Raw genomic sequence first — 25,459 nt, forward strand, 5'->3', positions numbered from 1 at the left:
ATGCCCTAAGCTTTAGGACATCCTCTTTCTGTATTTTGCTAGTCCAATCACGCGACAATTAGTGAAACTTACCTGTCTATTGACTATTTTTATAGTTCTATTGGCGGATTTCATCATTCTATTGGCGAATTTTACCTATCTATTGGCGAATTCCACCAGTCTATTGGCGGATTGTACCTATCTATTGGCGAATCGTTAAATTGATGGATCTACTGTTTTTTAAATTAAAGTGAAACCTCATCAAATTGCTTACTCCATTCAGCTGGTGCCTGACACCAGGCTAGCAAACTCTCTTGATCCTTTTCCGTTATATAGCCTTTTTCAATCGCTACCCTAACTAATGCAGGAAAGTTTGTCAGTGATAGACTCTTAATTTCAGCTTGTTCGAATGCTTCCTTACCCTTTTCAAGCCCATATGTAAAAATTGACACAACTCCAAGTACTTCACAACCTGCTTCCCTTAATGCCTGAACAGCTGTTATCACACTGCTGCCTGTTGATATTAGATCTTCCACAACGACCACTTTTTGGCCCGATTCAACCTTGCCTTCAATCTGATTTCCCTTGCCATGTCCTTTTGCTTTGGAACGAACATAGCACATTGGTAAACCCATTAGTTCACTCACCCATGCTGCGTGAGGGATTCCCGCTGTCGCCGTACCAGCAATAACTTCTGCATCTGAGAAATTCTCTTGAATAAGTTTTTGCAATCCAGCTGCAATCTCTCTTCTAACTGCAGGGTATGAGAGCGTTAGACGATTATCACAATAGATTGGTGACCGAAGTCCTGATGTCCAAGTAAATGGTTCCTGCGGCTTTAAAGCAACCGCATTAATATCTAATAATCTTTCAGCAATTCCGTGTCTCATCGTCGTATCCCCTTCCACGCATCCATCCATTTTTCATAGCTTTTTACCGGGTCTACTGACCTTGTAATTGAACGCCCGACCACAATCGAGCTTACTCCTGAATTTCTCGCGAATTCCGGTGTAGCAACTCGCTTTTGATCCCCAACCTGATCAGACTCCATGCGAATTCCTGGGCACACCGTTAAAAATGCTTGCCCAGCTTTCTCCTTAATAAAAGCAGCTTCCCAAGCCGAACATACAACTCCATCCAGGCCTGCTTCTTTTGTAAGCAATGCATAATTCATAACGGATTCTTCCAATGAAACAGGAATGAGCTGTTCTTTCTTCATTTGCTCTTCCGATGTGCTTGTCAACTGTGTTACGGCAATACATGCCGGCCGCTTCCGTCCAGATGAGGTTCCCGCTTCCAGCCCTTCAAGCGCGGCAGCCATCATCTCTTTTCCCCCAGCAGCATGAACGTTCACTAGATCGCATTCCAACCGGGCAAGTCCCTTCATCGCACTTTTCACCGTATTTGGAATATCATGAAGCTTTAAATCTAGAAAAATATGATGACCTTTTTCTTTTATTTGATGAATGATTGAAGGACCTTCCTGATAAAATAACTCCATCCCAACCTTTACAAAAAGCTCTTTTCCTGCAAAAGGCTGCAAAAAACGATTCACTTCGCTGCCATTGGCAAAGTCAAGCGCGATGATAAGCGAGTTGTCCATCTTTCTTCCAGCTCCTTCCTGTACATTCATTGATGTGTTCGAACCCTAATTTTTCTAGTAAATCAGGCAGTTCCTTAATGATTGTCGGGCAAACGAATGGGTCCACAAAATTCGCAGTTCCAACCGCTACCGCACTTGCGCCTGCATAGAAATACTCAATCACATCTGCTGCCGACTCAATTCCACCCATGCCAATAATCGGAATGGATACCGCTTGACTGACTTCATAAATCATTCTTATTGCAACAGGCTTAATGGCCGGACCCGACAAACCACCTGTTCGATTGGCTAAAATCGGATTACCCGTTTTTAAATCAAGCCGCATTCCAACAAGTGTATTAATCATCGTCAGACCATCCGCACCTCCGGCTTCCACCGCTTTCGCCATTTCCACTATATTTGTCACATTGGGTGACAGCTTCACGTACACTGGCACTTCGGAAACTTCCTTAACCTTCCGCGTTAATTGCTTCGCTACTTCTGGTATCGTACCAAATGCAATCCCGCCTGTTTTTACATTGGGACAAGAGATATTCAATTCCAACGCATGCACATTTGGAGCTTTGGAAATTCGGCGAGCTACCTCCACATAATCTTCTTCGAGAGACCCAGCCACATTGGCAATAATCGGGACATCGTACTGTGAAAGCCAGGGCAGCTCCTCACCTAGTACTTTTTCAAGGCCCGGATTCTGCAATCCAATCGCGTTTAGCATTCCTGCTGTTGTTTCTGCCACCCGCGGTGTTGGGTTTCCGAACCTAGGTTCTAAGGTTGTTGCTTTAATCATGATCGCGCCAAGAACACTCAAATCATAAAATTTGCTGTACTCCCGTCCAAACCCAAAACATCCTGAGGCAGGCATAATTGGATTTCTTAGTGTTAAACCTGGTAATTCAATGTTCAATCGGCTCATATTAGTACCTCCCCGGCACGAAAAACAGGTCCATCACTGCATACTTTTTTATAGGAAACCCCAGTAGGATCATCTGCACTTTTACAAACACAAGCAAAGCAAGCACCAATTCCGCAGCCCATTCTTTCTTCCAATGATAAGAATACTTTTTTATTGGAATAGCTTTGTTCAATTGCCTTTAACATAGGGGTTGGTCCGCATGTATAGATACAATCAAACTGTAAATCTTTCATAACATCCGTGACAAACCCTTGTCTCGCGTAAGAACCGTCTACAGTAGTAACATAGGTTTCACCATTATTTAAAAATTCCTTTTCGTAAAAAACTGCCGCTTCCGTTTGAAAGCCGAGGACATGGATAACCTTTACACCTTTAGCAACTAATTGATTAGAAAGTTCATACAAGGGAGGAACACCGATTCCACCGCCTACTAGCAAGGCTGTCTCACCAGAGCTGACCTCATTGACAGGAAATCCATTTCCCAGCGGCCCAAGGATGTCAATTAGCTCCCCTGGACCTGATTCTGCAAGTATAGATGTCCCTTTACCTTCCTTCCGATAAATCATTGTCATGCTCAATTGTTTTTTATCGAAGGAAGATATACTAATGGGCCTTCTTAAAAGCGGATCCCACCCATTTGAGACTCGTATATGCACAAATTGACCCGGAGCACTAATTTGATCGACTAATTCTCCTTGTACAGTAAGCTCATATATATCTGCCGCTATTTCCTGTTGGCTGATAATTTTGCATAACTCTTTTCTAATCAAGCAAAAACAGCCTCCTTTTTCACTGATGCCATCGCTTCGGCCGAGAAGTTCATCGATTCTATGACTTTTAGAATAGCATCTGCTGTATCTAATGAGGTTAAACAAGGAACACCATTTTCCACGGCTTCTCGACGAATTCTAAAGCCATCACGTTCTGGCTGTTTCCCTTTGGTCAGTGTATTGATAATGAATTGCGCCTCTCCATGATGAATGACGTCAAGAAGTGTCTTTCCTTCCGAACCAATTTTCCCAACCACCTTGACTCTGAGTCCAGCTGCTTCTAAGACTGCCGCTGTACCACTTGTTGCCATTAAACGATAACCGTTAGCGGAAAAGCGCTTTGCCAGTTTTAAGGCTTCCTGCTTATCTTTATCCGCGACAGTAAACAAGACTGTGCCAAACTTTTGGATGGTCATTCCAGAGGCAACTAATCCTTTATATAGAGCTTTTTCAAGCGTAACATCCTTACCCATTACCTCGCCAGTCGACTTCATTTCTGGTCCGAGTGTTATATCGACACTTTTGAGCTTAGCAAAGGAGAAGACGGGAACCTTTACGAAAACCCCTTCTTTTTCCGTGACTAGACCTGGAATGTATCCCTGATCAACAATTGATACTCCTAAAATGGCCTTCGTCGCTATTTTCGCCATCGGAATATTTGTTATTTTACTTAAAAACGGTACGGTACGGCTTGAACGTGGATTGACTTCTAAAACATATATTTGGCTGCCTGCCAGAACATACTGGATATTTAGTAATCCGATAATGTTTAAGCCTTTGGCTAATTTCTCTGTATAGTCTACTAGTGTTTGTTTTACGGTCTCGGAAAGAGTTTGCGGCGGATAGACAGCGATGGAATCACCAGAATGGACCCCCGCACGCTCGATATGTTCCATGATTCCTGGGATTAATACATTTTTCCCGTCACAGATGGCATCTACTTCGATTTCTTTACCTGTTAAATAACGGTCAATCAGCACGGGATGATCCGGATTAATTTTCACAGCATTTTTCATGTAATGCAGCAGTTCCTCTTCATGGTAGACAATTTCCATGGCTCTTCCCCCAAGAACATAAGATGGGCGGACAAGGACGGGATATCCGATATCATTGGCAATTACGGCTGCTTCTTGAACTGATAAAGCTGTTTTCCCTAACGGTTGTGGAATATTTAATTGTTGAAGCGCATGTTCAAACTTATCTCGATTTTCGGCGCGATCTAAATCCTCAAGGCTTGTTCCAAGGATTTTAACCCCATTTTCAGCAAGCTCTGCGGCTAAGTTAATCGCTGTCTGCCCGCCAAATTGGACCACTACTCCAATTGGATTTTCTAACTCAACGATACTCATGACATCCTCAATTGTCAGCGGTTCGAAGTAGAGTTTATCGGAAATACTGAAATCGGTGGATACCGTTTCAGGATTATTATTAATAATGATCGCTTCATAGCCTGCTTCCTTTATGGCTTTAACAGAATGAACTGTTGCATAGTCAAACTCAATTCCTTGACCAATCCGAATTGGTCCCGATCCAAGGACAATGACACTTTTTCTGTCCGTTACCACTGACTCGTTTTCCTCTTCATACGTGCCATAGTAATAAGGTGTTTCTGATTCAAATTCTGCTGCACAGGTATCAACCATTTTATATACTGGGATAATGCCGTGGCTCTTACGCAGGTTCACAATCTCTTTTTCTGCAGCCTTCCAAAGTTCAGCTATTTTTTTATCGGTAAATCCTTTTTGCTTTGCTTCGATTAAGATTTCTTTTTCAAAAGGATTGGCAGCAATCTTAGCTTCCAGCTCGATGATTCCTTCCATTTTCTTCAGGAAAAATAAATCTATTTTACTCCAGTGATGCAAGGTTTCAATGGTAAATCCACGTTTTAACGCTTCTGCGATGTAGAAGAGTCGCTCATCGCCAGCTTTTCGAATCCGCTTTTCAAGCAATTCATTATCGATGTCCTCTGCACCGTTTAATTCAAAATGGAAGACACCCGCCTCAAGGGAACGAATGGCTTTCAGGAGAGATTCTTCAAACGTACGGCCAATTGCCATGATTTCTCCTGTTGCTTTCATTTGTGTTCCTAATGAACGATTTCCCGATTCAAATTTATCAAACGGCCATCTCGGGATCTTTGTTACGATATAATCGAGAGCCGGTTCAAAGCTTGCGTACGTTTTCCCGGTAACAGGATTCAGCATTTCATCCAGTGTTAAGCCAACGGCAATTTTTGCTGCAAGCTTTGCAATCGGATAGCCCGTTGCTTTAGAGGCTAATGCCGATGAACGGCTGACACGGGGATTTACTTCGATAATATAGTAATTGTAGCTATATGGATCTAAAGCCAGCTGAACGTTACAGCCTCCTTCAATTCCCAAGGCACGTATGATTTTAAGTGATACATTCCGGAGCAGTTGATATTCTCGGTCACTTAAAGTCTGACTAGGTGCGACAACGATGGAGTCCCCTGTATGTACCCCCACCGGATCAATATTTTCCATATTACAAACAACGATGGCATTGTCGTTTCCATCACGCATCACTTCATATTCAATCTCTTTGAACCCGGCGATACTTTTTTCAAGCAAGCATTGCTTCACAGGACTGTGCTTTAGTCCACTTGTGACGATTTCCTCAAGTTCCGCATGGTTATGACAGATACCTCCGCCCGTTCCACCAAGTGTATATGCAGGACGGACAATTACCGGGAAGCCGATCTTTTCTACAAAAGCTTTCGCTTCAGCTATTTCATGGATAATTTCACTATCAGGGACCGGTTCATTTAATTCCTTCATTAAGCTGCGGAATAAATCGCGGTCCTCTGCTTGTTTAATTGCTGAAAGTTTCGTACCAAGAATTTCAACCTCGCACTCAGCCAAAACGCCTGATTCAGACAAGTCAACAGCAAGATTTAGACCTGTTTGCCCGCCAAGAGTAGCTACAAGGGCATCCGGACGCTCTTTACGAATAATTCTACTAACAAACTCAACGGTTAATGGTTCGATATATACGGCATCAGCAATTTCTGTATCTGTCATGATTGTTGCGGGATTAGAGTTTACTAGAATGACCCGATAGCCTTCTTCTTTTAGGGCAATACAAGCTTGAGTTCCGGCATAATCGAATTCTGCTGCCTGCCCAATGACGATTGGTCCTGAACCAATTACTAATATGGAGTTGATATCTGTACGTTTAGGCATTTGCTGTAACCTCCTGTTTGTTCTCTTCCATCATTGCAAGAAACTGATCAAATAAACCGTTCGCGTCTTCTGGGCCCGGAGAGGCCTCTGGATGGTATTGAACGGTAAAAGCCGGATAATCTAAATGACTTAGTCCCTCGACTGTATCATCGTTTATAGCAATGTGAGTAATTGATAATCTTGTATCTTTAATAGAATTTGCTTCCACTGTGTAGCCATGATTTTGTGAGGTAATCGCAATTTTCCCTGTTGAAAGGTCTTTGACAGGGTGATTCGAACCGCGATGGCCAAACTTCATTTTCTCTGTATTAGCCCCGCATGCAAGCGCAAATAATTGATGACCTAAACAAATGCCAAACAATGGAACACGACCTAAAACCCCTTTTAACATATCAATTGCTTCAGGAACATCCTTTGGATCTCCTGGCCCGTTGGAAAGCATAATCCCGTCCGGACTTAATTGAAGAATTTCATCAGCCGTTGTATGATATGGGACCACGATGACATCACAATCGCGTCGGTTTAGTTCGCGTAAGATACCGTGCTTCATCCCGAAATCAACAAGGACAACTCTTTTCCCGCGCCCCGGACTTGGATAAGCATTTTTGGTTGATACTTGTTTTACTTGATTGACTGGGAGCGACGATTTTCGTAATTTATTTAAAACTTCAGTCGGATTTTTTTCGATACTGCAAATGGCGCCTTTTAAGGTTCCATATTGACGGATGATTCTTGTCAATTTCCGCGTGTCTATCCCGGCAATTCCCGGGATTTTTTTCATTTCAAAGTATTCATCTAACGTATATTCACTTCTCCAATTCGATGGGAAGTCAGCTGCTTCTTTAACCACGAAGCCCTTTACGGCCGGGGTGATTGATTCAAAGTCGTCACGGTTTATCCCGTAGTTCCCAATTAGCGGATAGGTAAGCGTGACAATTTGACCGCAATAGGATGGATCAGATAGAATTTCTTGATAGCCCGTCATACCTGTGTTAAATACGACTTCACCAATCGTTTCAGTATCACTGCCAAATCCTTTACCGATAAAAATTGTACCGTCTTCTAAGATCAGCTGTTTTTTCATGCTAGTACACATCCTTTTTCCCAAGCTATTTGCCCTCCAGCTATGGTCATCTCAGGCCAGCCTTTACACTTCCAGCCGCCAAATGGAGTATTGGTTCCTTTTGATAAGAACTCTTCCGGTTTAATTTCACTTTCAACATCAAGGTTCAAGATTACTAAATCTGCCGGTGCTCCTACTTCTATTCTTCCAAGGGCCAGCTCAAACGCCTCTGCTGGCTTTATTGTTAAAAATGCAATTAATTGCTCGAGTGAGATGATATTTTTTAATACAAAATGAGTGTAAAGCAGTGGGAAGGCTGTCTCTAGTCCTACAATCCCGAATGGGGCGAGAATCATTCCCTCACTCTTTTCTTCTGCCGTATGCGGGGCATGATCGGTTGCAATAAAATCAATCGTTCCATCAAGAAGTCCTTCGATAAGGGCTGTTCTGTCATCCTCACCACGCAGCGGAGGATTCATCTTGAAATTTGTATCAAGCCCTGGGATGTCATCTTGAGTTAATAATAAATGATGCGGTGTCACTTCAGCAGTGACATGAATGCCTGCCCGTTTTGCATCCCTTACCACCCGGACCGATTCCTTTGTACTAATATGACAGACATGATAATGACAGCCTGCTGCTTCAGCTAGGAGGACATCTCTGGCAATTTGGACTGATTCACAGGTGGAAGGAATTCCATTTAGTCCATGTTTCTCTGAAAATGATCCTTCATGGACACAGCCTTTATTTATTAAGGTGTTTTCTTCGCAGTGAGCAACGATTGCCATTTGGTTAGCTGCAGCCTTACGCATGGCCGCAAGCATCCTTTCTGCCGACTGAACACCAACACCATCATCAGTAAAAGCAAACGCTCCAGCTTCTTTTAGTGCCTCAAAGTCTGTTAAATCCTGCCCCAGCTGTCTGGTTGTGATTGACGCATACGGCAATACACGAACAGATGCCGTATCTTGAATACGCCGTTGCAGCCATTCCATTTGTTCCTTGGTGTCAGGCACCGGTCTGGTATTTGGCATCGCTGCTATCGTTGTGAACCCGCCCCTGGCTGCGGCACGTGTCCCTGTAGCGATGGTTTCCTTTTTTTCGCCACCCGGTTCGCGAAGATGAACATGTAAATCAATAAATCCTGGTGAAACTAACTTCCCAGTTGCATCCACTTTACGATCAACGATGTCATCTATATTTGATTCGATTTTCGTTATCATGCCGTTTTCTATTAAAATATCAGCCTCGTTCGTTTCTCCATTAAATGCTATGTAACATGCGTTCTGTATAAGTAGTTTCATATTGTTTTCCTCCTTCAAGACTTTCAATTGACCTTTTAATGGCTGCCATTCTGACATATACACCGTTTTCCATTTGCTTGAAAATTCTTGATCGCTTGCACTCGACAAGACTATCAGCTATTTCTACATTTCTATTAACCGGAGCAGGATGCATAATGATGCTTTCTGGCTTCATCATTTTTTCTCTCTCTAATGTAAGACCAAATTGTTGATGGTACTCATTTGCTGTAAAACTGCTTTTAGTTTGGTGCCGTTCATGTTGAACGCGGAGCAGCATGACAACATCACTCTCTTGTACTGCCTGATCAATAGGCCTATACCTGGATATATCTACACTTCTAGTATCAAACCATTCTTTTGGGCCAGAAAAAATTACCTCAGCACCCAGCCTTGTCAGAACATCAGCATTTGAACGGGCTACACGGCTATGTCGAATGTCGCCGATAATGGCAATTTTTAAACCTGAAAATTGGCCATACTCTTGCTGGATGGTCATCAAATCCAGAAGTGATTGCGTGGGATGATGTCCGCAGCCATCCCCGCCATTAATGATTGGAATATTTACCTTGCCAACTATTTCGTCAAAATAGCGATCCTGTTCATGACGAATGACGATACTATTTACGCCAATCGATTCTAATGTTTTCACTGTATCGTAAAGTGTCTCCCCTTTTTGGACACTTGATGTTAGAACTTCAAACGGGATAACCTCTAAACCTAATCTTCTTTGCGCCACTTCAAAGCTGCTTTTTGTTCTTGTGCTTGGTTCGAAGAATAAGTTAGCAGTAAACATTTGGCTTTCAGGTTTCCATTTCATCCCGCCCGCAAACCGCTTGGCATCTGTTAAGATTTCATAAATCTCTTCCACCTTCAATTCATTTGTGGTCAGTAAGTGATTTACCATCCATCATCCCGCCTCTCAATTTTTATAAAAAAACACTCTGAACATTGGTTCAGAGTGTAAGAAATCACAACTTATCCCATGACTCAAAATCATGGAGCTAAGCTTACACCCTTATAAACCTCACAGGATTTATTTAAAGAGTTGAAACTTTATTATGCAGTTTTTCGCTTTTCAGAGATTTCATTCTCCTCAAGCATATTTTCATCGATTGGTTCTTTGCCAGGAAGGATGATATTTAAGATAACACCGCAAATGGCTGCCAAAGCCATACCTTGAATTTGTAAAGATTCCGATACCTTGATCACAGCACCGCCTATTCCAATCACTAGGATGACGGAAGAAATGACAAGGTTGCGTTTGTTTCCAAAATCAATTTTGCTATCAACCAGCATTCGCAAACCGGAAGAAGCTATTATTCCGAATAGCAGAATCGAAACACCGCCCATAACTGGGGTTGGAATTGTCCCGATCAAGGCTGTAATTTTCCCAATAAAACCAAAGATAATCGCGAAGACCGCTGCACCGGCAAGGACATACACACTGTATACCCGAGTTATGGCAAGGACACCGATGTTTTCACCATACGTCGTTTTCGGTGGACCCCCAAGTAACGAGGAAATAATTGTTGCTGTTCCATCCCCTAGTATCGACCTATGCAAGCCTGGTTCTTTAATATAATCACGGCCAACTACTTTACTAAGCACCAGTTGGTGTCCGATATGTTCTGATAAAGTTACGATTGCCACTGGTATCATTAACAAGGCCAAGTCCCACGAGAATTTTACTTTATAGCTTACAAAAGGAATGATAAATTCAGGCATTTCAAACCACTTAGCGTCTAAAACTGGTTTAAAATCGACGACCCCAACCGCTAACGCGTAGATATATCCAGCAATAATTCCTGCTAAGATTGGAATCATGCTTAACATTTTTTTTGCGTAGATTGAAAAGATTATTGTTGCTATTAAGGTGACAAGAGCGATAGAGAAGTGAAGCATGCTATACTTTCCAGTTGCAGGATTATTCATCGCCATATTAACGGCAGTTCCTGATAGTGCTAATCCAATAACAATGATTACTGGTCCTACCACAATTGGCGGAAGCAGGTTCATGATCCAACGATGACCTGCCTTGCTGATTACAAGTGCAACTATTCCATATACAAGTCCCGCAAGGAAGGTACCTACCATGGCACCTCCAGGTCCTCCTGCTGCTTTTGCAGCAATAACCGGGCCGATAAAGGCAAAGGATGAGCCCAAGTAGGCTGGTACTTGGAATTTTGTTATCAAGAGAAATGCCAATGTGCCAAGTCCGCTTGAGATAAGGGCAATCGACGGGCTTAACCCAACAAGGTAAGGGACAAGAATGGTTGCTCCAAACATGGCGAATAAGTGCTGTAAGCTTAAGGTAATCCATTGAAAGGGTTTAGGAATCTCTTTTACGTCTAGGATAGGTTTATTGTTCATTATGATTTCCCCCATTTTTAATACTGTCTAATTTTTTTCATAAAAAAACCCTCTATGCCCGAGTAGGTACAAAGAGGGTATGGATATGCCTAAAAAAAGATTCATTTCGGCATACTCCCCTTTGTCAGCCTCACAGGACTACATTTAAAAGGGTCTGCTATTTATTTTTCAAATATACTTACTTGCTCGACCTTATCGACTTCGGTTAGTTCGACAACAATTTTTTCGTCACTTGAGGTCGGGATATTTTTCCCGACATAATCTGCCCGGATTGGAAGCTCCCTGTGTCCCCTATCAACTAAGACTGCAAGCTGAATCACTGCAGGGCGTCCTATATCGATTAAAGCATCAAGTCCTGCCCTGACTGTTCTGCCCGTATATAAAACATCATCAACGAGTATTACCTTTTTATTATTTATGCCAACCGGAATATCTGAGCCTTTAACAAGGGGCTCTTGATTTTCCGTCTTCTTAGTTAAATCGTCGCGATAAAGGGTAATATCAATTTCACCTACTGCAATCGCCTTTCCCTCAATCTCTTCAATTTTTGCAGCAAGTCGATTGGCAAGATAAATTCCTCTTGTTCGAATCCCAACCAGTATGCAGTCATCGATCCCTTTGTTTTTTTCAATAATCTGGTGGGCAATTCTAGTCAGCGCTCGACCGATTGCTTGTTCATCTAGGACAACAGCTTTTTGGTTCATATTACACCTTCTTTCTTTTGTAAAAATAAAAAACCTCTCAGCCAATTTTGGCGAGAGGTTAACGAGTTAATTTAAAGATATGGACATAATTAATCCATAATCTTAACCGTTTCCTTCTCAGCCTCACGGGACTGTTTTAAAGGCTTATTAAGCTAAAATTATCTTACTTTAAATATCCGACTGTGTCAACGATTATTTCGCAGCTGTGTAAGTAGCATTTCAATATCTTCAGGAAGTGGAGCTTCAAATTCTAAATATTCGTTTGTTCTCGGGTGGTTAAAGCCAAGCACTCCTGCGTGTAATGCTTGTCCTTCAATTTCCAGCGTTTTTTTCGGTCCATATTTTGGATCTCCGGCAAGCGGATAGCCAATATATTTCATATGAACACGAATTTGATGCGTTCGTCCGGTTTCCAATTGACACTCTACAAACGTAAAATCTTTAAACCGTTCAATCACATGAAAATGCGTTACCGCATGCTTTCCATGGTCAACTACTGTCATGCTTTGGCGGTCTTTTGTATCCCGGCCAAGCGGGGCATCCACTGTACCAAAGTCATGTGGAATGACACCATGAACAATCGCTTTATATTTACGGGTGACCGTTTTAGCCACTAATTGATTGACAAGGCTTTCGTGGGCCATATCATTTTTGGCCACCATCAAAAGTCCAGTTGTATCCTTATCAATCCGGTGAACAATTCCTGGTCTTAATACACCATTAATACCCGATAAATCCTTACAGTGGTACATTAAACCATTAACTAATGTCCCTGAAATATGCCCGGGAGCAGGATGAACGACCATCCCCCTTGGCTTATTTACAACCAAGACATCTTTATCTTCATAATAAATTTGTAAATTTAGATCTTCCGGCAAGACATCTAGTTCTTCTGGGTCTGGAATGGTGATCACAATTTGATCATTTGTACTACATTTATAATTGGTTTTAATCTGCTGTCCATTCACAAGGATATTACCTTCTTTTATCCATTGCTGTACTTGTGTTCTGGACCATTCGGGGTCAAGAGTAGAGATCACCTTATCAATCCGATCTCCTTTTTGCTCCTCAAGAATGGTGTGTTCCATTTTCTCCATATGATTTCTCCTTTGATTCTCTCTCTTCAAGTAACATTTGAATCATTAACATGATAACACCGATCACTAAGGCTGAATCAGCAATATTGAAGACAGGGAAATTATAACCAAAAACATACGTATGAATGAAGTCGACAACTTCCTTACGGATCACCCGATCAATAAAATTGCCAACTGCACCTCCAAGCATCAGAGCTAACGATACGCCTAGCATCCATTTACCTTTTACTGCTTTATAAAGATAATACATAATTGCGATGATAACGATCACAGTAATTACATAAAACAGCCACATTTGACCTTGCAAAATCCCCCATGCTGCTCCACGATTTCGGTGTGAAGTAATATAGAAAATGTTATCAATGACGGCAATACTTTCTCCTAGATACATGTTACTTACAATTAACCATTTCGTAATTTGATCTAATAAAATAACAAAAAGAGCGATTAAGTAATAAAACACTAAGAAATACCTCCACATAACCTAGATTTACCATTCCAGGCGCTTTTACTTTTCATACTTCTTAAGCATTTTAGCATACTTTTTCGCTAAACGAAAATGGTACTTGATTAAAAAGAATGGTAAATCGTTTTTTTGAAGTAGCTCTCCAAATACTCTGAATCGTTTTGTGATTTTAATGTTGGAATCATCTTTAATAAATCATTGGGTAAAAATTCACCGGAAATTTCACATAGACCATAATTTCCATTTTCTAATTTTTGAATGGCGGTCATAATATCTGACAATTCTTCCTCCAAAATGGTTGTTAACCATTCTTGGGATTGTTTATTTTTTAATGAATCTTCGATTTCTTCTTTCATTTGACGGAGTTCCAAGAACAGCTTTTCCTGAGTGGCATTCATAGTTGCTACCTCCGTTATCATTTGTCTTATTATTTCCGTTACCGATTACTTAACACGGAAAAACATTTAACAACTACTACAACAATTAACGGAGAAGGAAAAAATTAAAAGCCCTATGCAAAATGCACAGGGCTTATGATTTTAATTATGGGTGTAGTTAGCTTTCACTACTTCGGCACAACGTGGGCAAAGTGTTGGATGTTCTGAATCTTGACCAACATCTGGTGTAACAATCCAGCAACGCTCACATGTTTCACCTTCAGCTTTTGTAATAACAATCGCTGCAGTTTCTAATTTCAACGCATTTTCAGGTGCTTCCTCATAGGTACCTGCTACTTCGAAACCTGAGATGATAAACAGTTGCTTCATATTTTCATCAATCGAATCTAAAAGTGCTCTCGATTTTTCATTAACATACAGGGTTACTTTTGCTGTTAACGATTTTCCAATCACCTTTTGATTCCGGGATTCTTCAAGTGCTTTTAATACATCATCACGCAGATGCATAAATTCAGTCCACTTTTCTTCCAAAGCTTTTGCATTGCTTAATTCCTGGTATTCTGGAAGGTCAGTCAATTGAACACTTTCTTCTGTAACGGATGGGATGAACTTCCACACTTCGTCAGCTGTGTGAGATAAAATTGGTGAAACCAACTTTGTTATAGCAAGAAGTGATTCATATAAAACAGTCTGAATAGCACGGCGCTCATGATTATCTGTTGACTCGATATAAAGAACATCCTTTGCAAAATCTAGATAGAATGAACTTAAATCAAGGGTACAGAAATTATTAATCGCATGATAAATACCTGCAAATTCATAGTTGTCATAAGAATTACGAACATTTTTGATCAGCTTGTTTAATTTGACTAGCATAAACTGATCGACTTCTCGTAGGTTTTCATAAGGGACTTTATCATTAGGAGTAAAGTCCGCTAAATTCCCCAATAAGAAGCGGAACGTGTTACGGATTTTCCGGTAAACTTCAGCCACCTGTTTTAATATCGCATCGGATACTCGAACATCCGCCTGATAATCTACAGATGCAACCCATAGTCGTAAAATATCTGCGCCTAACTGATTCATAACCTTTGCCGGAATAACCACATTTCCGATTGATTTACTCATCTTTCTTCCTTCACCATCAAGTGCAAAGCCGTGGCTTAATACTCCTTTATATGGTGCTTCACCTGTAACAGCGACAGCAGTTGATAATGACGAGTTAAACCAGCCGCGGTACTGGTCAGATCCCTCAAGATATAAGTCAGCAGGACGGACTAAATCATCTCTTTCAAGTAAGACCGCTTGATGGGAGGAACCTGAATCAAACCACACGTCCATGATATCTGTTTCCTTTGTAAAGGTTCCGTTTGGACTTCCTGGATGTGTAAAGCCCTCCGGAAGTATATCTTTTGCCTCACGTTCAAACCAAATATTCGAACCATTCTCTCGGAATAAGTCAGATACATGATTGATCGTTTCATCAGTAATAATTTCTTCCCCATTTTCTGCGTAGAAAACTGGAATAGGTACTCCCCAGACACGTTGACGTGAAATACACCAGTCCCCACGGTCACGAACCATATTAAATAGCCGTGTTTCGCCCCAAGCTGGTACCCATTTAGTTTCCTTTACTGCTTCTAGTAATTCATTGCGGAAGTCCTTAATAGACGCAAACCACTGTGCTGTAGCACGGTAGATTACCGGCTTCTTCGTTCTCCAGTCATGCGGATAAGAGTGAGTAATAAACGAAAGTTTTAGTAATGCACCTGCATCTTCTAAAGCTTGTGTAATAGGTTTATTCGCAGTATCGTAAAATAATCCTTCAAAGCCTGGTGCTTCAGCTGTCATTACACCTTTATCATCGACAGGACATAATACGTCTAAGCCGTATTTTTGACCAACATAGAAGTCATCTTCCCCGTGACCCGGTGCTGTATGAACACAGCCCGTACCGGCATCAGTTGTTACATGTTCTCCCAACATAACCAATGAATCACGACCATATAGAGGATGACTCGCTAAAATATTCTCTAATTCATTCCCCTTTAATTTATTAACAACCGTTGCATCTTCCCAGCCAATTTCCTTTGAAACAGATTCAAGAAGAGCTTCTGCAACAAGATATTTGTTCCCATTCACAGAAACCACAACATATGTTAAATCAGGGTGAACGGAAATACCTAAGTTTGCTGGAATGGTCCATGGAGTTGTTGTCCAGATAATAATTTGGGTATCCGCTTCTAAAACACCTTTTCCATCTTTCACCTTAAAGCCAACATAAATAGATGCTGACTTTTTGTCTTGATATTCGATTTCAGCTTCAGCAAGTGCTGATTCACTTGATGGTGACCAATAGACAGGCTTTAGACCTTTATAAATATACCCTTTTTTGGCCATTTCACCGAAAACCTTAATTTGTTGTGCCTCATATGCTGGCTTAAGCGTAATATACGGATTTTCCCAGTCACCACGGACACCAAGACGTTTAAATTGTTCACGTTGATTATCAATTTGCTCAAGGGCATATTTTGTACAAAGCTGACGGAATTCTGCAACCGTCATTTCTTTACGTTTTACTCCCTTATTAGTTAAAGCTTGCTCAATCGGAAGGCCATGTGTATCCCAGCCTGGTACGTATGGTGCATGATAACCGCTCATTGATTTATAACGGACAATCATATCCTTTAAGATTTTATTAAGGGCATGCCCCATATGGATATCACCATTGGCATACGGAGGTCCATCATGCAAAACAAACATCGGACGCCCTTTGGTTCGCTCCTGAACCTTTTGATAAATATTCATCTCTTCCCATTTCGCCTGAATCTCAGGTTCTCTTTGTGGAAGATTACCACGCATTGGAAATTCTGTTTTCGGCATTAACAACGTATTTTTATATTCCATCTCTACTTCCTCCTGTAATCCTCTTCATATAACAGAATAGCCAATCGACAAATAAAAAAACCCTCTCATCCCAAAATAGGGACGAGAAGGTTTTATTCCCGCGGTACCACCCTGATAAATAGAACAAAATAATCGTCCTATCCTCTTAAAGATTCGTAACGTGAATAACTCGCCTAAGCCTACTATCCTTTTAAAAGGAGGTTCGGCTGCGGAACTCGAGGGCGATTTTCCAATTTTCCAACTTTACCGGGCTTCCACCACCCCCGACTCGCTTTAAAAAGCCTTAGAAAATTGTACTGTCCCTTTCATCGTCATTGACCATTCTTTATAACTGTTAAGAAATTATATGCTAAAAAAACATATTTCGTCAAGCTAATGAATCTTCTTCTTGATGAATTTTTAACTCAGTCGCATCTAGCTCATACTCTAATAAATGATCCCAATCATCCGTATTCAACATATCCAACTGCGCTTCGATTAACATTTTAAAACGGGTTCGGAATACTTTTGACTGTTTTTTTAAATCCTCAATTTCCAGAGCAATTTTCCTTGCCTTTGAGAGGGATTCATTGACAATTCGGTCCGCATTTTTCTCTGCTTCCTTAATGATTAGCTTTGCTTCCTTTGAGGCATTACGTTTTACATCTTCCCCAGCTTCTTGAGCAATGATAATTGATTTATTCAGAGTATCCTCAATTGTGACAAAATGAGAAAGGCGCTCATTCATATCGTTCAAGCGCTCTTCCATTTCTTTTTTCTCTCTGAGCACTAATTCATAATCTTTGATGACTTGATCAAGAAATTCGTTCACTTCATCTTCATCATATCCTCTAAAACCCTTATTAAACTCTTTATTGTGAATATCCAACGGTGTTAACGGCATTGATGCCACCTCCATAAAATCTCTGTTTCTATATGTATAAGCAAATATTCGACAGCATTCTTCGAATTTCCTTCTTTACTTATGTAGTTATTTTTGTTTTCCGACATTAATTCGCCATTTTTCTTTTTTTGTTTTCCCTTCAATGGCGAGAACTTTTGCTCTTCCATAACCTCTTACCGAAAGCATATCACCGACTCCACATTCAAATGAAGGGTTTTCGGTTAATGTCCAATTTACTTTTACAAGCCCCTGTTGAATAAAAAGCTGTGATTTTTGCCGTGATACATGATATATCCCTGAAATAACCGTATCAAGTCGTAAGGAAGATACGGTTAAATCACTTTCCACCAATAATTCTTTGGTTGGAATTGCATTCTCTATATCCGTTTCAATCAGTTTTACCCCTGCCCTGCCAATTGTTTCAACATTGCTTTTAATATAATCACTTATTTCTTTCGCAGCGAAAAATTGGCATTTACCATCTTTTGTTAGGATATCACCAAATTTCCCCCGCTTTAGCCCCAAGGACATAAGCGTGCCCAAGACCTGTCGATGTTCAATAGTGACGAACTTGGCGGGATATTGGATTTCAAAAAGACTGATTTGAAATTCCTCTTCAGTAACGGGTAAATAATCCGGAAAGATTAGGGCTCTTTTTCGTTCAACATCAAGGGTACCGCCAAAAAGTTTATAGTTTACATCACCGTGTTCACCAATTAACATTTTTAGGATATACTGCTCCCTTGGATCAAGAAAATCTGTTAACTTTGGAGAATAATTTGTCTCAACATAATCCTTCCAATTTAACACTTGGTCAATATAATCTCGTTCTTCCGGACGAAAGTGCTGATATATGTTCATTTTTCATTACACAACCTAGACTAATATTCTTAAGCTAGCCAGCCATATACACTGTTTAACCCACTGCTGGCGAAATTTAAAACAAGAAATGCTACAATGGGCGAAATATCCATCATCCCAATGGGAGGGATGATTTTTCTAAATGGCTCTAAATATGGTTCACAAATCTTCGCTAGGAATTGACCAATCGCTGACTCCCTGGCATTAGGAAACCAAGACATTAAAATATAAATAATTAAAGCCCACGAATAATAATAAATTACCTTACCGAGTATCACAAAAATTAATTCCATTAGGATTTACCACCTCGTATTTTGATTATCAAAATCAGGAATCAAATCGGATATATTTCCTGATACCTCAACATTATCAGGTGTACATAAAAATATACTTAAACCAATTTTTTGAATGTCTCCCCCTAGTGCATAGACAACACCACTTAGAAAGTCCACAATTTGCCTTCCTTGTTCACTATCAATTCGCTGCAGGTTCACTACAACTGCACGGCGATTTTTTAAATGGTCAGCAATATCAGTGGACTCAGAATATGTTCGTGGTTCGACTAATATGACCTTTGATGACTTTGAAGAGCTGGTCGCTTTTTGGACACTTTGTAAGCTAACCACATTTTGATTTTTTAGCACTGGCTGCAGCTTTTGTTTAACTGGTGCTAGCTCAGCTGTTTGTTCATAATCTTCATTATTATCATCATATTCCTCATCCAAAAAGAAAAAGGTTTTTAATTTTGATTTAATCGTCATTATCTTCTCTCCTAACCATCTTCACCAACAAGCGCTGTACCTATTCTTACCATTGTAGCCCCTTCTTCAATTGCAATGACATAATCATTAGACATGCCCATTGAGAGCTCTGTACACGGGGCGTAATCCAAATCTAAGGCCTGAACTTGATCGCGAAGTTCTCTTAATTTGCGAAAACATTCTCGAATTTGTTTTTCATCATTCGTTAAGGGAGCCATTGTCATTAATCCTTCCACACGAATCTTCTCAAATTTGTGAAGCGATTCAATAAATATTACCGCTTCCTCAGAACTTAAGCCGTGCTTAGATTCCTCCCCGGATACGTTAACTTGAACCAGGCATTTTACATTTGTCTCTGCTCGTTTATTAATTTCTTCAGCAAGTGAAATCCGGTCCAAGGAATGAATATATTCTACTTTATTAATTATATTTTTTACTTTACGTGTTTGCAGCGAACCGATATAATGCCAGGTAGGCTTGTCCTTTAGAACTTCCCACTTTTGAAGAAGCCCTTCATCACGATTTTCACCTAAGTTTATTATACCTGCATCTAAAGCTTCACTAGCTCTCTCTGTACTAACATATTTTGTGACGGCTATTACTTTTACTTCTTCAGGGTTACGCTTTGCTCGAAGGCATACGTTAATAATTTGTTGTTTTATTTGTTCAAAATTTACTGCTACCCTCATAAACGTTTCGTAGTCTCCTTCCAACCAATAAAACTTAACATTCTTCCTGTCCTACCTTGATCACGACGGTGGGAAAAGAACTCCTCATCACAACTAGAACAAAGTCTAGTCATCAGGATATTAGATTCTGGTACACCAGATTTTATAATAATACGCCGATTTACGTCACGTAAATCTAAAGAATATTGACCATCACTAATTAAATTATAGGGTAATATTTCGACATCTTCTAGTGTATTTTCAACCATATTTATGACATGCTTATCAACAATATAACATTTTTCACATATTGATGGACCAATTGCGACTAAAATTTGTTGAGGATCGATTCCTTCGCGTCCCCATGCAATGATCATTTCCTTAGCAATCTGACCTACGGTCCCTTTCCAGCCAGCATGAGCAATTCCAATCATCCTTGATTCAGGTGCAATAAAAAAAAGAGGGACGCAGTCGGCAAAGCACAGCGATAACAGAATGCCCTCCTCATTCGTATAAAAACCATCAGTGTCTTTAATTGAATTTTCATAGGAATGGGACCCTTTCCCACGATCTGCTTTGGTTATTTTCTTCAGATGAATACCATGTGTTTGTTCTGCCCCCACCCAGGTGTTTAGAGGAAATTCCACCAGATCAGAAACTTTACTTCTGTTGGTGCAAACAGCACTTAATTCATCTCCAACATGAAAGCCAAGGTTTAGGGTTTTGTAATCCCCTCTGCTCGCCCCTCCATGTTTGGTGGTCATACCGGCAGACAAACCAGTAAATTGCTTTATCCAGTTTTCTATTGTGAAAAACGACTGATTCTTTAAAACAAAGGGTTCCATTCCCATACCTCTTTTGTTTTTTCTATAGTTTACCATGAAAAGAAAAAATGGTCACCGTTAATAACTAATATCAACCTTCAGTTTCCGAAGGTAACATCTCATCACTTCCTCTATATCGAACCAAAATGACATCCTGACCAATTTTAATGATATTTTTCCAAGGAATAACAACGTCATCATCTTTTCCAAAGAACCCAAGTACTCTGCCGCTGCCGCTAATCACAACCGCATCGATTTTTCCCGTCGTTAAATTTATCTCAATATCACCAATGTTTCCAAGTCTCTTTCCATCTGCTACATTAACCACATCTTTTATTTGGAATTCGGATATTTTCACCATCATCTCTCACTCCCAATTTCATTACTATAGAAAATATATGATTGGACCTATCATTTTAGAAAAAGGAATAAAAATAAAGCTGCCCAAAGGACAGCTTAACTTTGAATATTTTTATTCATTTGTTTAATGGCCGCCTTCTCTAGTCGAGAAACCTGAGCTTGTGAAATCCCGATTTCATCCGCGACCTCCATTTGGGTTTTTCCTTGAAAAAATCGTTTACGTAGAATTAACTTTTCACGATCGTTTAACCTTCGCATTCCTTCTTTTAAAGCAATTTCTTCAATCCAGTGGATATCTTTATTCTTCTCATCACTTAATTGGTCCATTACATAAATCGGATCGCCGCCATCATTATAAATTGGCTCGAAAAGGGACACTGGGTCCTGTATGGCATCAAGGGCGAATACAATTTCTTCATGTGGAACCTCTAAGACCTTGGCAATTTCTTCTGCAGTCGGCTCCCTTGAAGTCTCGCTCATCAATCGCTCCCTTACTTGAAGGGCCTTATAGGCAATATCCCTAAGGGACCTTGAAACACGAATTGGATTATTATCACGAAGATACCTTCGAATTTCTCCAATAATCATCGGAACCGCATAGGTTGAAAACTTTACGTTTTGGCCTAAATCAAAGTTATCAATTGACTTCATTAGCCCAATACAGCCAACTTGAAACAAGTCGTCAACAAACTCGCCTCGATTGTTAAAACGTTGAATGACACTTAATACGAGTCGTAAATTACCGTTGACGAGCTTTTCTCTGGCATAAATATCGCCCTCTTGCATTTGCTTGAAGAGTATTCTCATTTCTTCGTTCTTTAAGACAGGAAGTTTTGCTGTGTCCACACCGCAAATTTCAACTTTATTTCGAGTCAATCCTTTTCCCTCCTCACAGGAGTTGCTGTACAAAAAACAGTATCTCCTTGAGAAGGAAAAATATGCACTTATCCACGCAAGTGGACAAGTGCATATTTGTCGAAAAATGGAATAAAGTCGCGAAAATCTTAGGTTTTTCTTGCGAAAAAAATTTTCTTTTCCCACGGTAAAAATAGTAATTCTATTTACTTAGACAACTGTCTAGCTACATCGCCCAGCGTCTAGTGGACTTCGCTCTCCTCCCTACGATAAGTCAACATCGAATCGCTACGCTCTCCGTGTTTCCTTTATCTCAGTCGAAGCGCTCCAGTCCATACGCCGCTAAACGGGCGATTCCGCTTTTCTTATACCATTTTATTAAATTCTTTCCGTAATCTTTTAATGATTCTTTTTTCTAATCTTGATATATAGGATTGGGAAATACCCAGCATGTCGGCCACGTCTTTTTGGGTCTTTTCTTCCCCGTTTGTTAGACCAAACCGGAGTTCCATAATTTGTTTTTCACGGTCTGTAAGTTGATGGAGAGCTTTAGTCAAAAGCTTTCGATCCACATTAGCTTCTAAGTCCTTTGTGATAATATCATCATCTGTTCCTAATACATCAGATAATAAAAGCTCATTCCCATCCCAATCAATATTTAATGGTTCATCAAAGGATACTTCAGATCTAATTTTATTATTACGTCTTAAGTACATGAGAATTTCATTCTCGATACATCTAGAGGCATATGTAGCTAGTTTTATTTTTTTCTCAGGATTAAAGGTGTTTACAGCTTTTATTAATCCAATCGTACCAATACTAATTAAATCCTCGATATTAATCCCTGTATTCTCAAATTTTCTGGCAATATAAACAACGAGACGAAGATTTCGCTCAATTAATATCGACCTTGCAGCTTTGTCGCCACCGGGAAGTTTTTTTAATAGCATCTCTTCTTCATCTTTACTCAAAGGAGGCGGTAATGCCTCGCTACCACCAATATAATAAACTTCATCTGTTTTTAAGCCTAATTTCATTAATAGTTTATACCAGTAGTAGGATAGGCGAAGCCTCCATTTTTTCATGCGTGTTCCTCCTTCTAAAATATGTTTTTCTGAGTATAGTAATATTAACTTACCTTAACGGTATCTGTTTGGTGCTTTTGTCCTGTCAGCATCTTTGGATGAACAATACATTGAAATGCATCCTCACTAGAGAGTTGCTTAATTGTGAAAGATACAAGTCCCTTTTCACATAAATACTGAGTCCCATTGTGTTCGATTAAGATACTTTCAGGTTTAACTGCTATTATCAGCTGATGCTCTTGTCCAATAACTCGCGTAGGAATGATTCTAAGCCTATTCTGCCATTCCTCTGGGAGGTCTCCGCAGCCATTAATAAGGACGTCAGGTTCTTCTGCAAGTTTCCTGATTGTCTCAGGGATAGTATCTAGCTGGTTTTTAATTGACACAAACATAACAGGAAGCTTTGATAATGGATCATACAGTTGATTTCCACTATCCACTAATCCTTTTAGAGTAAGGGTTTCATTGTCAATTTTCACGGTTACCTTAACAATTTGATCAAATTGAATTTTGGTCATCTCCATACTTTCAATATTTTTTCTAGAAAAGTGCCATGCTACAGGAAATCCAATAAAGACGAATAGCCAGCTTATTGGATCACCGAACCCTTTTACACTTGTCATTAGGACTCTAGTGGTCAATTCAGAGTCATATTGAATAAAATAATGGGTCCCCATTAATGCCCCGCCAATTAAAAAAGTTGAAACATAAAGTGTCATTAAGGCTTTAAAGAAAAAAGTTAACCGTTTATACCCAAAGGCTATTAACACCATTACGATTGAAAATAAGAATTTTGAAATTGGATGGCTTGTGTAGACATTTAATGGTGTAAATGATAATAAAATGATCAATGAACCAATAAAGCCACCAGCAAACAGCCGTGCTAATTTTATTTCTCTTTTAAGAAAAATAGCTGTTAAATATAGAAGCAGGCTATCAAAAAACAAATTTAGTGCCCAAATCACATCTAAATAAATAGTCAGGCGAGCTTCCTCCCTTTAAATTGTCAGCTTTTCCTTTCTGTTTACGAAAAAGTATAACGTACTTGTATGGCTGAAGTGTGTCACTTTCTGTAATCAAAAAAACAGAATTTTCCACTATTCACAACGGATTTTGTCAGATAGATTATGATGTTAATTAAACCTGGCTGTTGATTATATCAATAACACGATTAAACTAAGTCTACACAAAGAAAGACACGACCTATTGTTGGCCGTGTCTTTTTTATTGTATTCAATATTTATCTTCTCCGATTACGGTTGCGTAAGAAGGTTGGAATATCCAATGTTTCTTCTTGAGAAACTTGGCTGTGGCGAACTGGTTCTTGCTGAACCTCTTCACGTTTTGGCTGCTCTCTCTTAACATTGCCCATTGTCGGCTTAGCTTGTCCAAATGTTGGACGAGTAGCTTTTGGCTGCGTATTTTCTTCTTTAAATCCAGTCGCAATTACCGTAACAATAATTTCATCTTTAAGCGCTTCATTGATAACCGAACCAAAAATCATATTAACTTCTTGGTCAGAAGCAGTGGCTACTATATCGGCAGCTTCTTGTACTTCATAAAGACTTAAATTTGTTCCGCCTGTAATGTTCATTAGTACCCCTTGCGCTCCATCAATGGAGGTTTCTAATAAAGGAGAACTAATAGCTTTCTTTGCTGCCTCTGCTGCACGGTTTTCACCTGCAGATACACCGATTCCCATTAATGCAGAACCTTTATTGGACATGATTGTTTTCACATCTGCAAAGTCCAAGTTAATTAGACCAGGGACAGCAATTAAATCTGAAATACCTTGAACACCTTGGCGAAGCACATTATCTGCTTCACGGAATGCTTCAAGCATTGGCGTGCTTTTATCAACGATTTCCAAGAGTCGATCATTAGGAATAACGATTAGAGTATCCACGGCTTCTTTCATTGCACCGATACCGCCAGATGCTTGTCCTGAACGTTTTTTACCCTCAAATGTAAACGGACGTGTAACAACACCCACTGTCAATGCACCTAAGTCACGGGCAATTTGAGCAATTACAGGTGCAGCACCTGTACCAGTACCTCCGCCCATTCCGGCTGTTACAAATACCATATCTGCGCCGCTTAACGCTGCTTCTAGTTGTTCTTTACTTTCTTCTGCAGCTTTCTTTCCCACATCAGGATTTGCACCTGCTCCTAGTCCACGAGTAAGCTTTGCACCAATTTGCATCTTAACTTCTGCTTTGGAAAGATTTAATGCTTGAGCATCTGTATTAACTGCGATAAATTCTACCCCTTGAACACCATGTTCAATCATACGGTTTACCGCATTATTACCGCCGCCGCCAACACCGATTACTTTTATTGTTGCAAGAGAATCTAAATTTGTATCAAATTCTAACATGACAATCC

At 40.1% G+C, this 25,459-nt stretch carries 25 protein-coding genes and 1 other annotated feature; all 25 genes read right to left on the reverse strand.

The window, feature by feature from the left end:
* Window positions 1-224: 224 nt before the first annotated feature.
* Window positions 225-869: an orotate phosphoribosyltransferase gene (pyrE, locus tag BDR01S_RS09405; RefSeq protein WP_066252643.1), complete on the reverse strand. Its 645-nt coding sequence runs from the start codon at window positions 867-869 to the stop codon at window positions 225-227.
* Window positions 866-1,582: an orotidine-5'-phosphate decarboxylase gene (gene pyrF, locus BDR01S_RS09410; RefSeq protein WP_066252641.1), complete on the reverse strand. Its 717-nt coding sequence runs from the start codon at window positions 1,580-1,582 to the stop codon at window positions 866-868. The genes pyrE and pyrF overlap by 4 nt, the downstream gene beginning before the upstream one ends.
* Window positions 1,554-2,495 carry a dihydroorotate dehydrogenase gene (locus tag BDR01S_RS09415; protein WP_066252639.1) on the reverse strand — a complete coding sequence of 314 codons (942 nt, stop codon included), beginning with the start codon at window positions 2,493-2,495 and terminating at the stop codon, window positions 1,554-1,556. Before BDR01S_RS09415 ends, pyrF begins: the two co-directional genes overlap by 29 nt.
* Window positions 2,492-3,265 (reverse strand): dihydroorotate dehydrogenase electron transfer subunit, encoded by a 774-nt coding sequence (locus tag BDR01S_RS09420; protein ID WP_066252638.1) that lies wholly within the window; start codon window positions 3,263-3,265, stop codon window positions 2,492-2,494. The genes BDR01S_RS09415 and BDR01S_RS09420 overlap by 4 nt, the downstream gene beginning before the upstream one ends.
* Window positions 3,262-6,468 carry a carbamoyl-phosphate synthase large subunit gene (carB, locus tag BDR01S_RS09425; RefSeq protein WP_066252637.1) on the reverse strand — a complete coding sequence of 1,069 codons (3,207 nt, stop codon included), beginning with the start codon at window positions 6,466-6,468 and terminating at the stop codon, window positions 3,262-3,264. The genes BDR01S_RS09420 and carB overlap by 4 nt, the downstream gene beginning before the upstream one ends.
* Window positions 6,461-7,552, reverse strand: a complete 1,092-nt coding sequence (locus BDR01S_RS09430; protein ID WP_066252636.1) for a carbamoyl phosphate synthase small subunit — start codon at window positions 7,550-7,552, stop codon at window positions 6,461-6,463. Before BDR01S_RS09430 ends, carB begins: the two co-directional genes overlap by 8 nt.
* On the reverse strand, window positions 7,549-8,835 hold the full coding sequence (gene pyrC, locus BDR01S_RS09435) for a dihydroorotase (protein WP_066252634.1): 1,287 nt from the start codon (window positions 8,833-8,835) through the stop codon (window positions 7,549-7,551). The genes BDR01S_RS09430 and pyrC overlap by 4 nt, the downstream gene beginning before the upstream one ends.
* Window positions 8,795-9,739 carry an aspartate carbamoyltransferase catalytic subunit gene (locus BDR01S_RS09440; protein WP_066252632.1) on the reverse strand — a complete coding sequence of 315 codons (945 nt, stop codon included), beginning with the start codon at window positions 9,737-9,739 and terminating at the stop codon, window positions 8,795-8,797. Before BDR01S_RS09440 ends, pyrC begins: the two co-directional genes overlap by 41 nt.
* Before the next feature lie 152 nt (window positions 9,740-9,891).
* Window positions 9,892-11,205: a solute carrier family 23 protein gene (locus BDR01S_RS09445; RefSeq protein ID WP_066252631.1), complete on the reverse strand. Its 1,314-nt coding sequence runs from the start codon at window positions 11,203-11,205 to the stop codon at window positions 9,892-9,894.
* A 161-nt stretch (window positions 11,206-11,366) separates the two neighbouring features.
* Window positions 11,367-11,909 carry a bifunctional pyr operon transcriptional regulator/uracil phosphoribosyltransferase PyrR gene (gene pyrR / locus BDR01S_RS09450; RefSeq protein WP_066252629.1) on the reverse strand — a complete coding sequence of 181 codons (543 nt, stop codon included), beginning with the start codon at window positions 11,907-11,909 and terminating at the stop codon, window positions 11,367-11,369.
* A 185-nt stretch (window positions 11,910-12,094) separates the two neighbouring features.
* Window positions 12,095-13,006: an RluA family pseudouridine synthase gene (locus BDR01S_RS09455; protein WP_066252628.1), complete on the reverse strand. Its 912-nt coding sequence runs from the start codon at window positions 13,004-13,006 to the stop codon at window positions 12,095-12,097.
* A complete protein-coding gene (gene lspA / locus BDR01S_RS09460) occupies window positions 12,978-13,469 on the reverse strand; it encodes a signal peptidase II (RefSeq protein ID WP_066252627.1) in 492 nt (163 codons plus the stop codon). Before lspA ends, BDR01S_RS09455 begins: the two co-directional genes overlap by 29 nt.
* Window positions 13,470-13,576: 107 nt before the next feature.
* Window positions 13,577-13,870, reverse strand: coding sequence for a hypothetical protein (locus BDR01S_RS09465; RefSeq protein WP_066252625.1), 294 nt, complete (start codon window positions 13,868-13,870; stop codon window positions 13,577-13,579).
* Window positions 13,871-14,011: 141 nt separating this feature from the next.
* On the reverse strand, window positions 14,012-16,777 hold the full coding sequence (ileS, locus tag BDR01S_RS09470; protein WP_066252623.1) for an isoleucine--tRNA ligase: 2,766 nt from the start codon (window positions 16,775-16,777) through the stop codon (window positions 14,012-14,014).
* 74 nt (window positions 16,778-16,851) lie between these two features.
* Window positions 16,852-17,095 (reverse strand) — a binding site (T-box leader).
* A 49-nt stretch (window positions 17,096-17,144) separates the two neighbouring features.
* On the reverse strand, window positions 17,145-17,660 hold the full coding sequence (locus tag BDR01S_RS09475; protein WP_066252622.1) for a DivIVA domain-containing protein: 516 nt from the start codon (window positions 17,658-17,660) through the stop codon (window positions 17,145-17,147).
* Window positions 17,661-17,747: 87 nt separating this feature from the next.
* Window positions 17,748-18,521, reverse strand: coding sequence for a YlmH family RNA-binding protein (locus tag BDR01S_RS09480; protein WP_066252619.1), 774 nt, complete (start codon window positions 18,519-18,521; stop codon window positions 17,748-17,750).
* Window positions 18,522-18,550: 29 nt separating this feature from the next.
* Window positions 18,551-18,814: a YggT family protein gene (locus BDR01S_RS09485; protein ID WP_066252618.1), complete on the reverse strand. Its 264-nt coding sequence runs from the start codon at window positions 18,812-18,814 to the stop codon at window positions 18,551-18,553.
* Window positions 18,815-18,820: 6 nt separating this feature from the next.
* Window positions 18,821-19,282 carry a cell division protein SepF gene (locus tag BDR01S_RS09490; RefSeq protein ID WP_066252616.1) on the reverse strand — a complete coding sequence of 154 codons (462 nt, stop codon included), beginning with the start codon at window positions 19,280-19,282 and terminating at the stop codon, window positions 18,821-18,823.
* Window positions 19,283-19,293: 11 nt separating this feature from the next.
* A complete protein-coding gene (locus BDR01S_RS09495; protein ID WP_066252614.1) occupies window positions 19,294-19,971 on the reverse strand; it encodes a YggS family pyridoxal phosphate-dependent enzyme in 678 nt (225 codons plus the stop codon).
* Window positions 19,968-20,795, reverse strand: a complete 828-nt coding sequence (pgeF, locus tag BDR01S_RS09500) for a peptidoglycan editing factor PgeF (RefSeq protein ID WP_066252612.1) — start codon at window positions 20,793-20,795, stop codon at window positions 19,968-19,970. The genes BDR01S_RS09495 and pgeF overlap by 4 nt, the downstream gene beginning before the upstream one ends.
* 70 nt (window positions 20,796-20,865) lie before the next feature.
* Entirely contained in the window at window positions 20,866-21,135 is a 270-nt protein-coding gene (locus BDR01S_RS09505; RefSeq protein WP_066252610.1) for a YlmC/YmxH family sporulation protein, read from the reverse strand.
* A gap of 95 nt (window positions 21,136-21,230) precedes the next feature.
* A complete protein-coding gene (gene sigG, locus BDR01S_RS09510) occupies window positions 21,231-22,010 on the reverse strand; it encodes an RNA polymerase sporulation sigma factor SigG (RefSeq protein WP_066252609.1) in 780 nt (259 codons plus the stop codon).
* A 344-nt stretch (window positions 22,011-22,354) separates the two neighbouring features.
* On the reverse strand, window positions 22,355-23,074 hold the full coding sequence (gene sigE / locus BDR01S_RS09515; RefSeq protein ID WP_026566384.1) for an RNA polymerase sporulation sigma factor SigE: 720 nt from the start codon (window positions 23,072-23,074) through the stop codon (window positions 22,355-22,357).
* Window positions 23,075-23,118: 44 nt separating this feature from the next.
* Window positions 23,119-24,057, reverse strand: coding sequence for a sigma-E processing peptidase SpoIIGA (gene spoIIGA / locus BDR01S_RS09520; protein ID WP_066252607.1), 939 nt, complete (start codon window positions 24,055-24,057; stop codon window positions 23,119-23,121).
* A gap of 257 nt (window positions 24,058-24,314) precedes the next feature.
* The gene (gene ftsZ / locus BDR01S_RS09525) at window positions 24,315-25,451 is read right to left on the reverse strand and encodes a cell division protein FtsZ (RefSeq protein WP_066252606.1); all 1,137 of its coding nucleotides are present in this window, start codon (window positions 25,449-25,451) and stop codon (window positions 24,315-24,317) included.
* Window positions 25,452-25,459: the final 8 nt, after the last annotated feature.

Origin of the sequence: Neobacillus drentensis NBRC 102427 (assembly GCF_001591445.1) — a bacterium.
Taxonomy (GTDB): domain Bacteria; phylum Bacillota; class Bacilli; order Bacillales; family Cytobacillaceae; genus Neobacillus; species Neobacillus drentensis.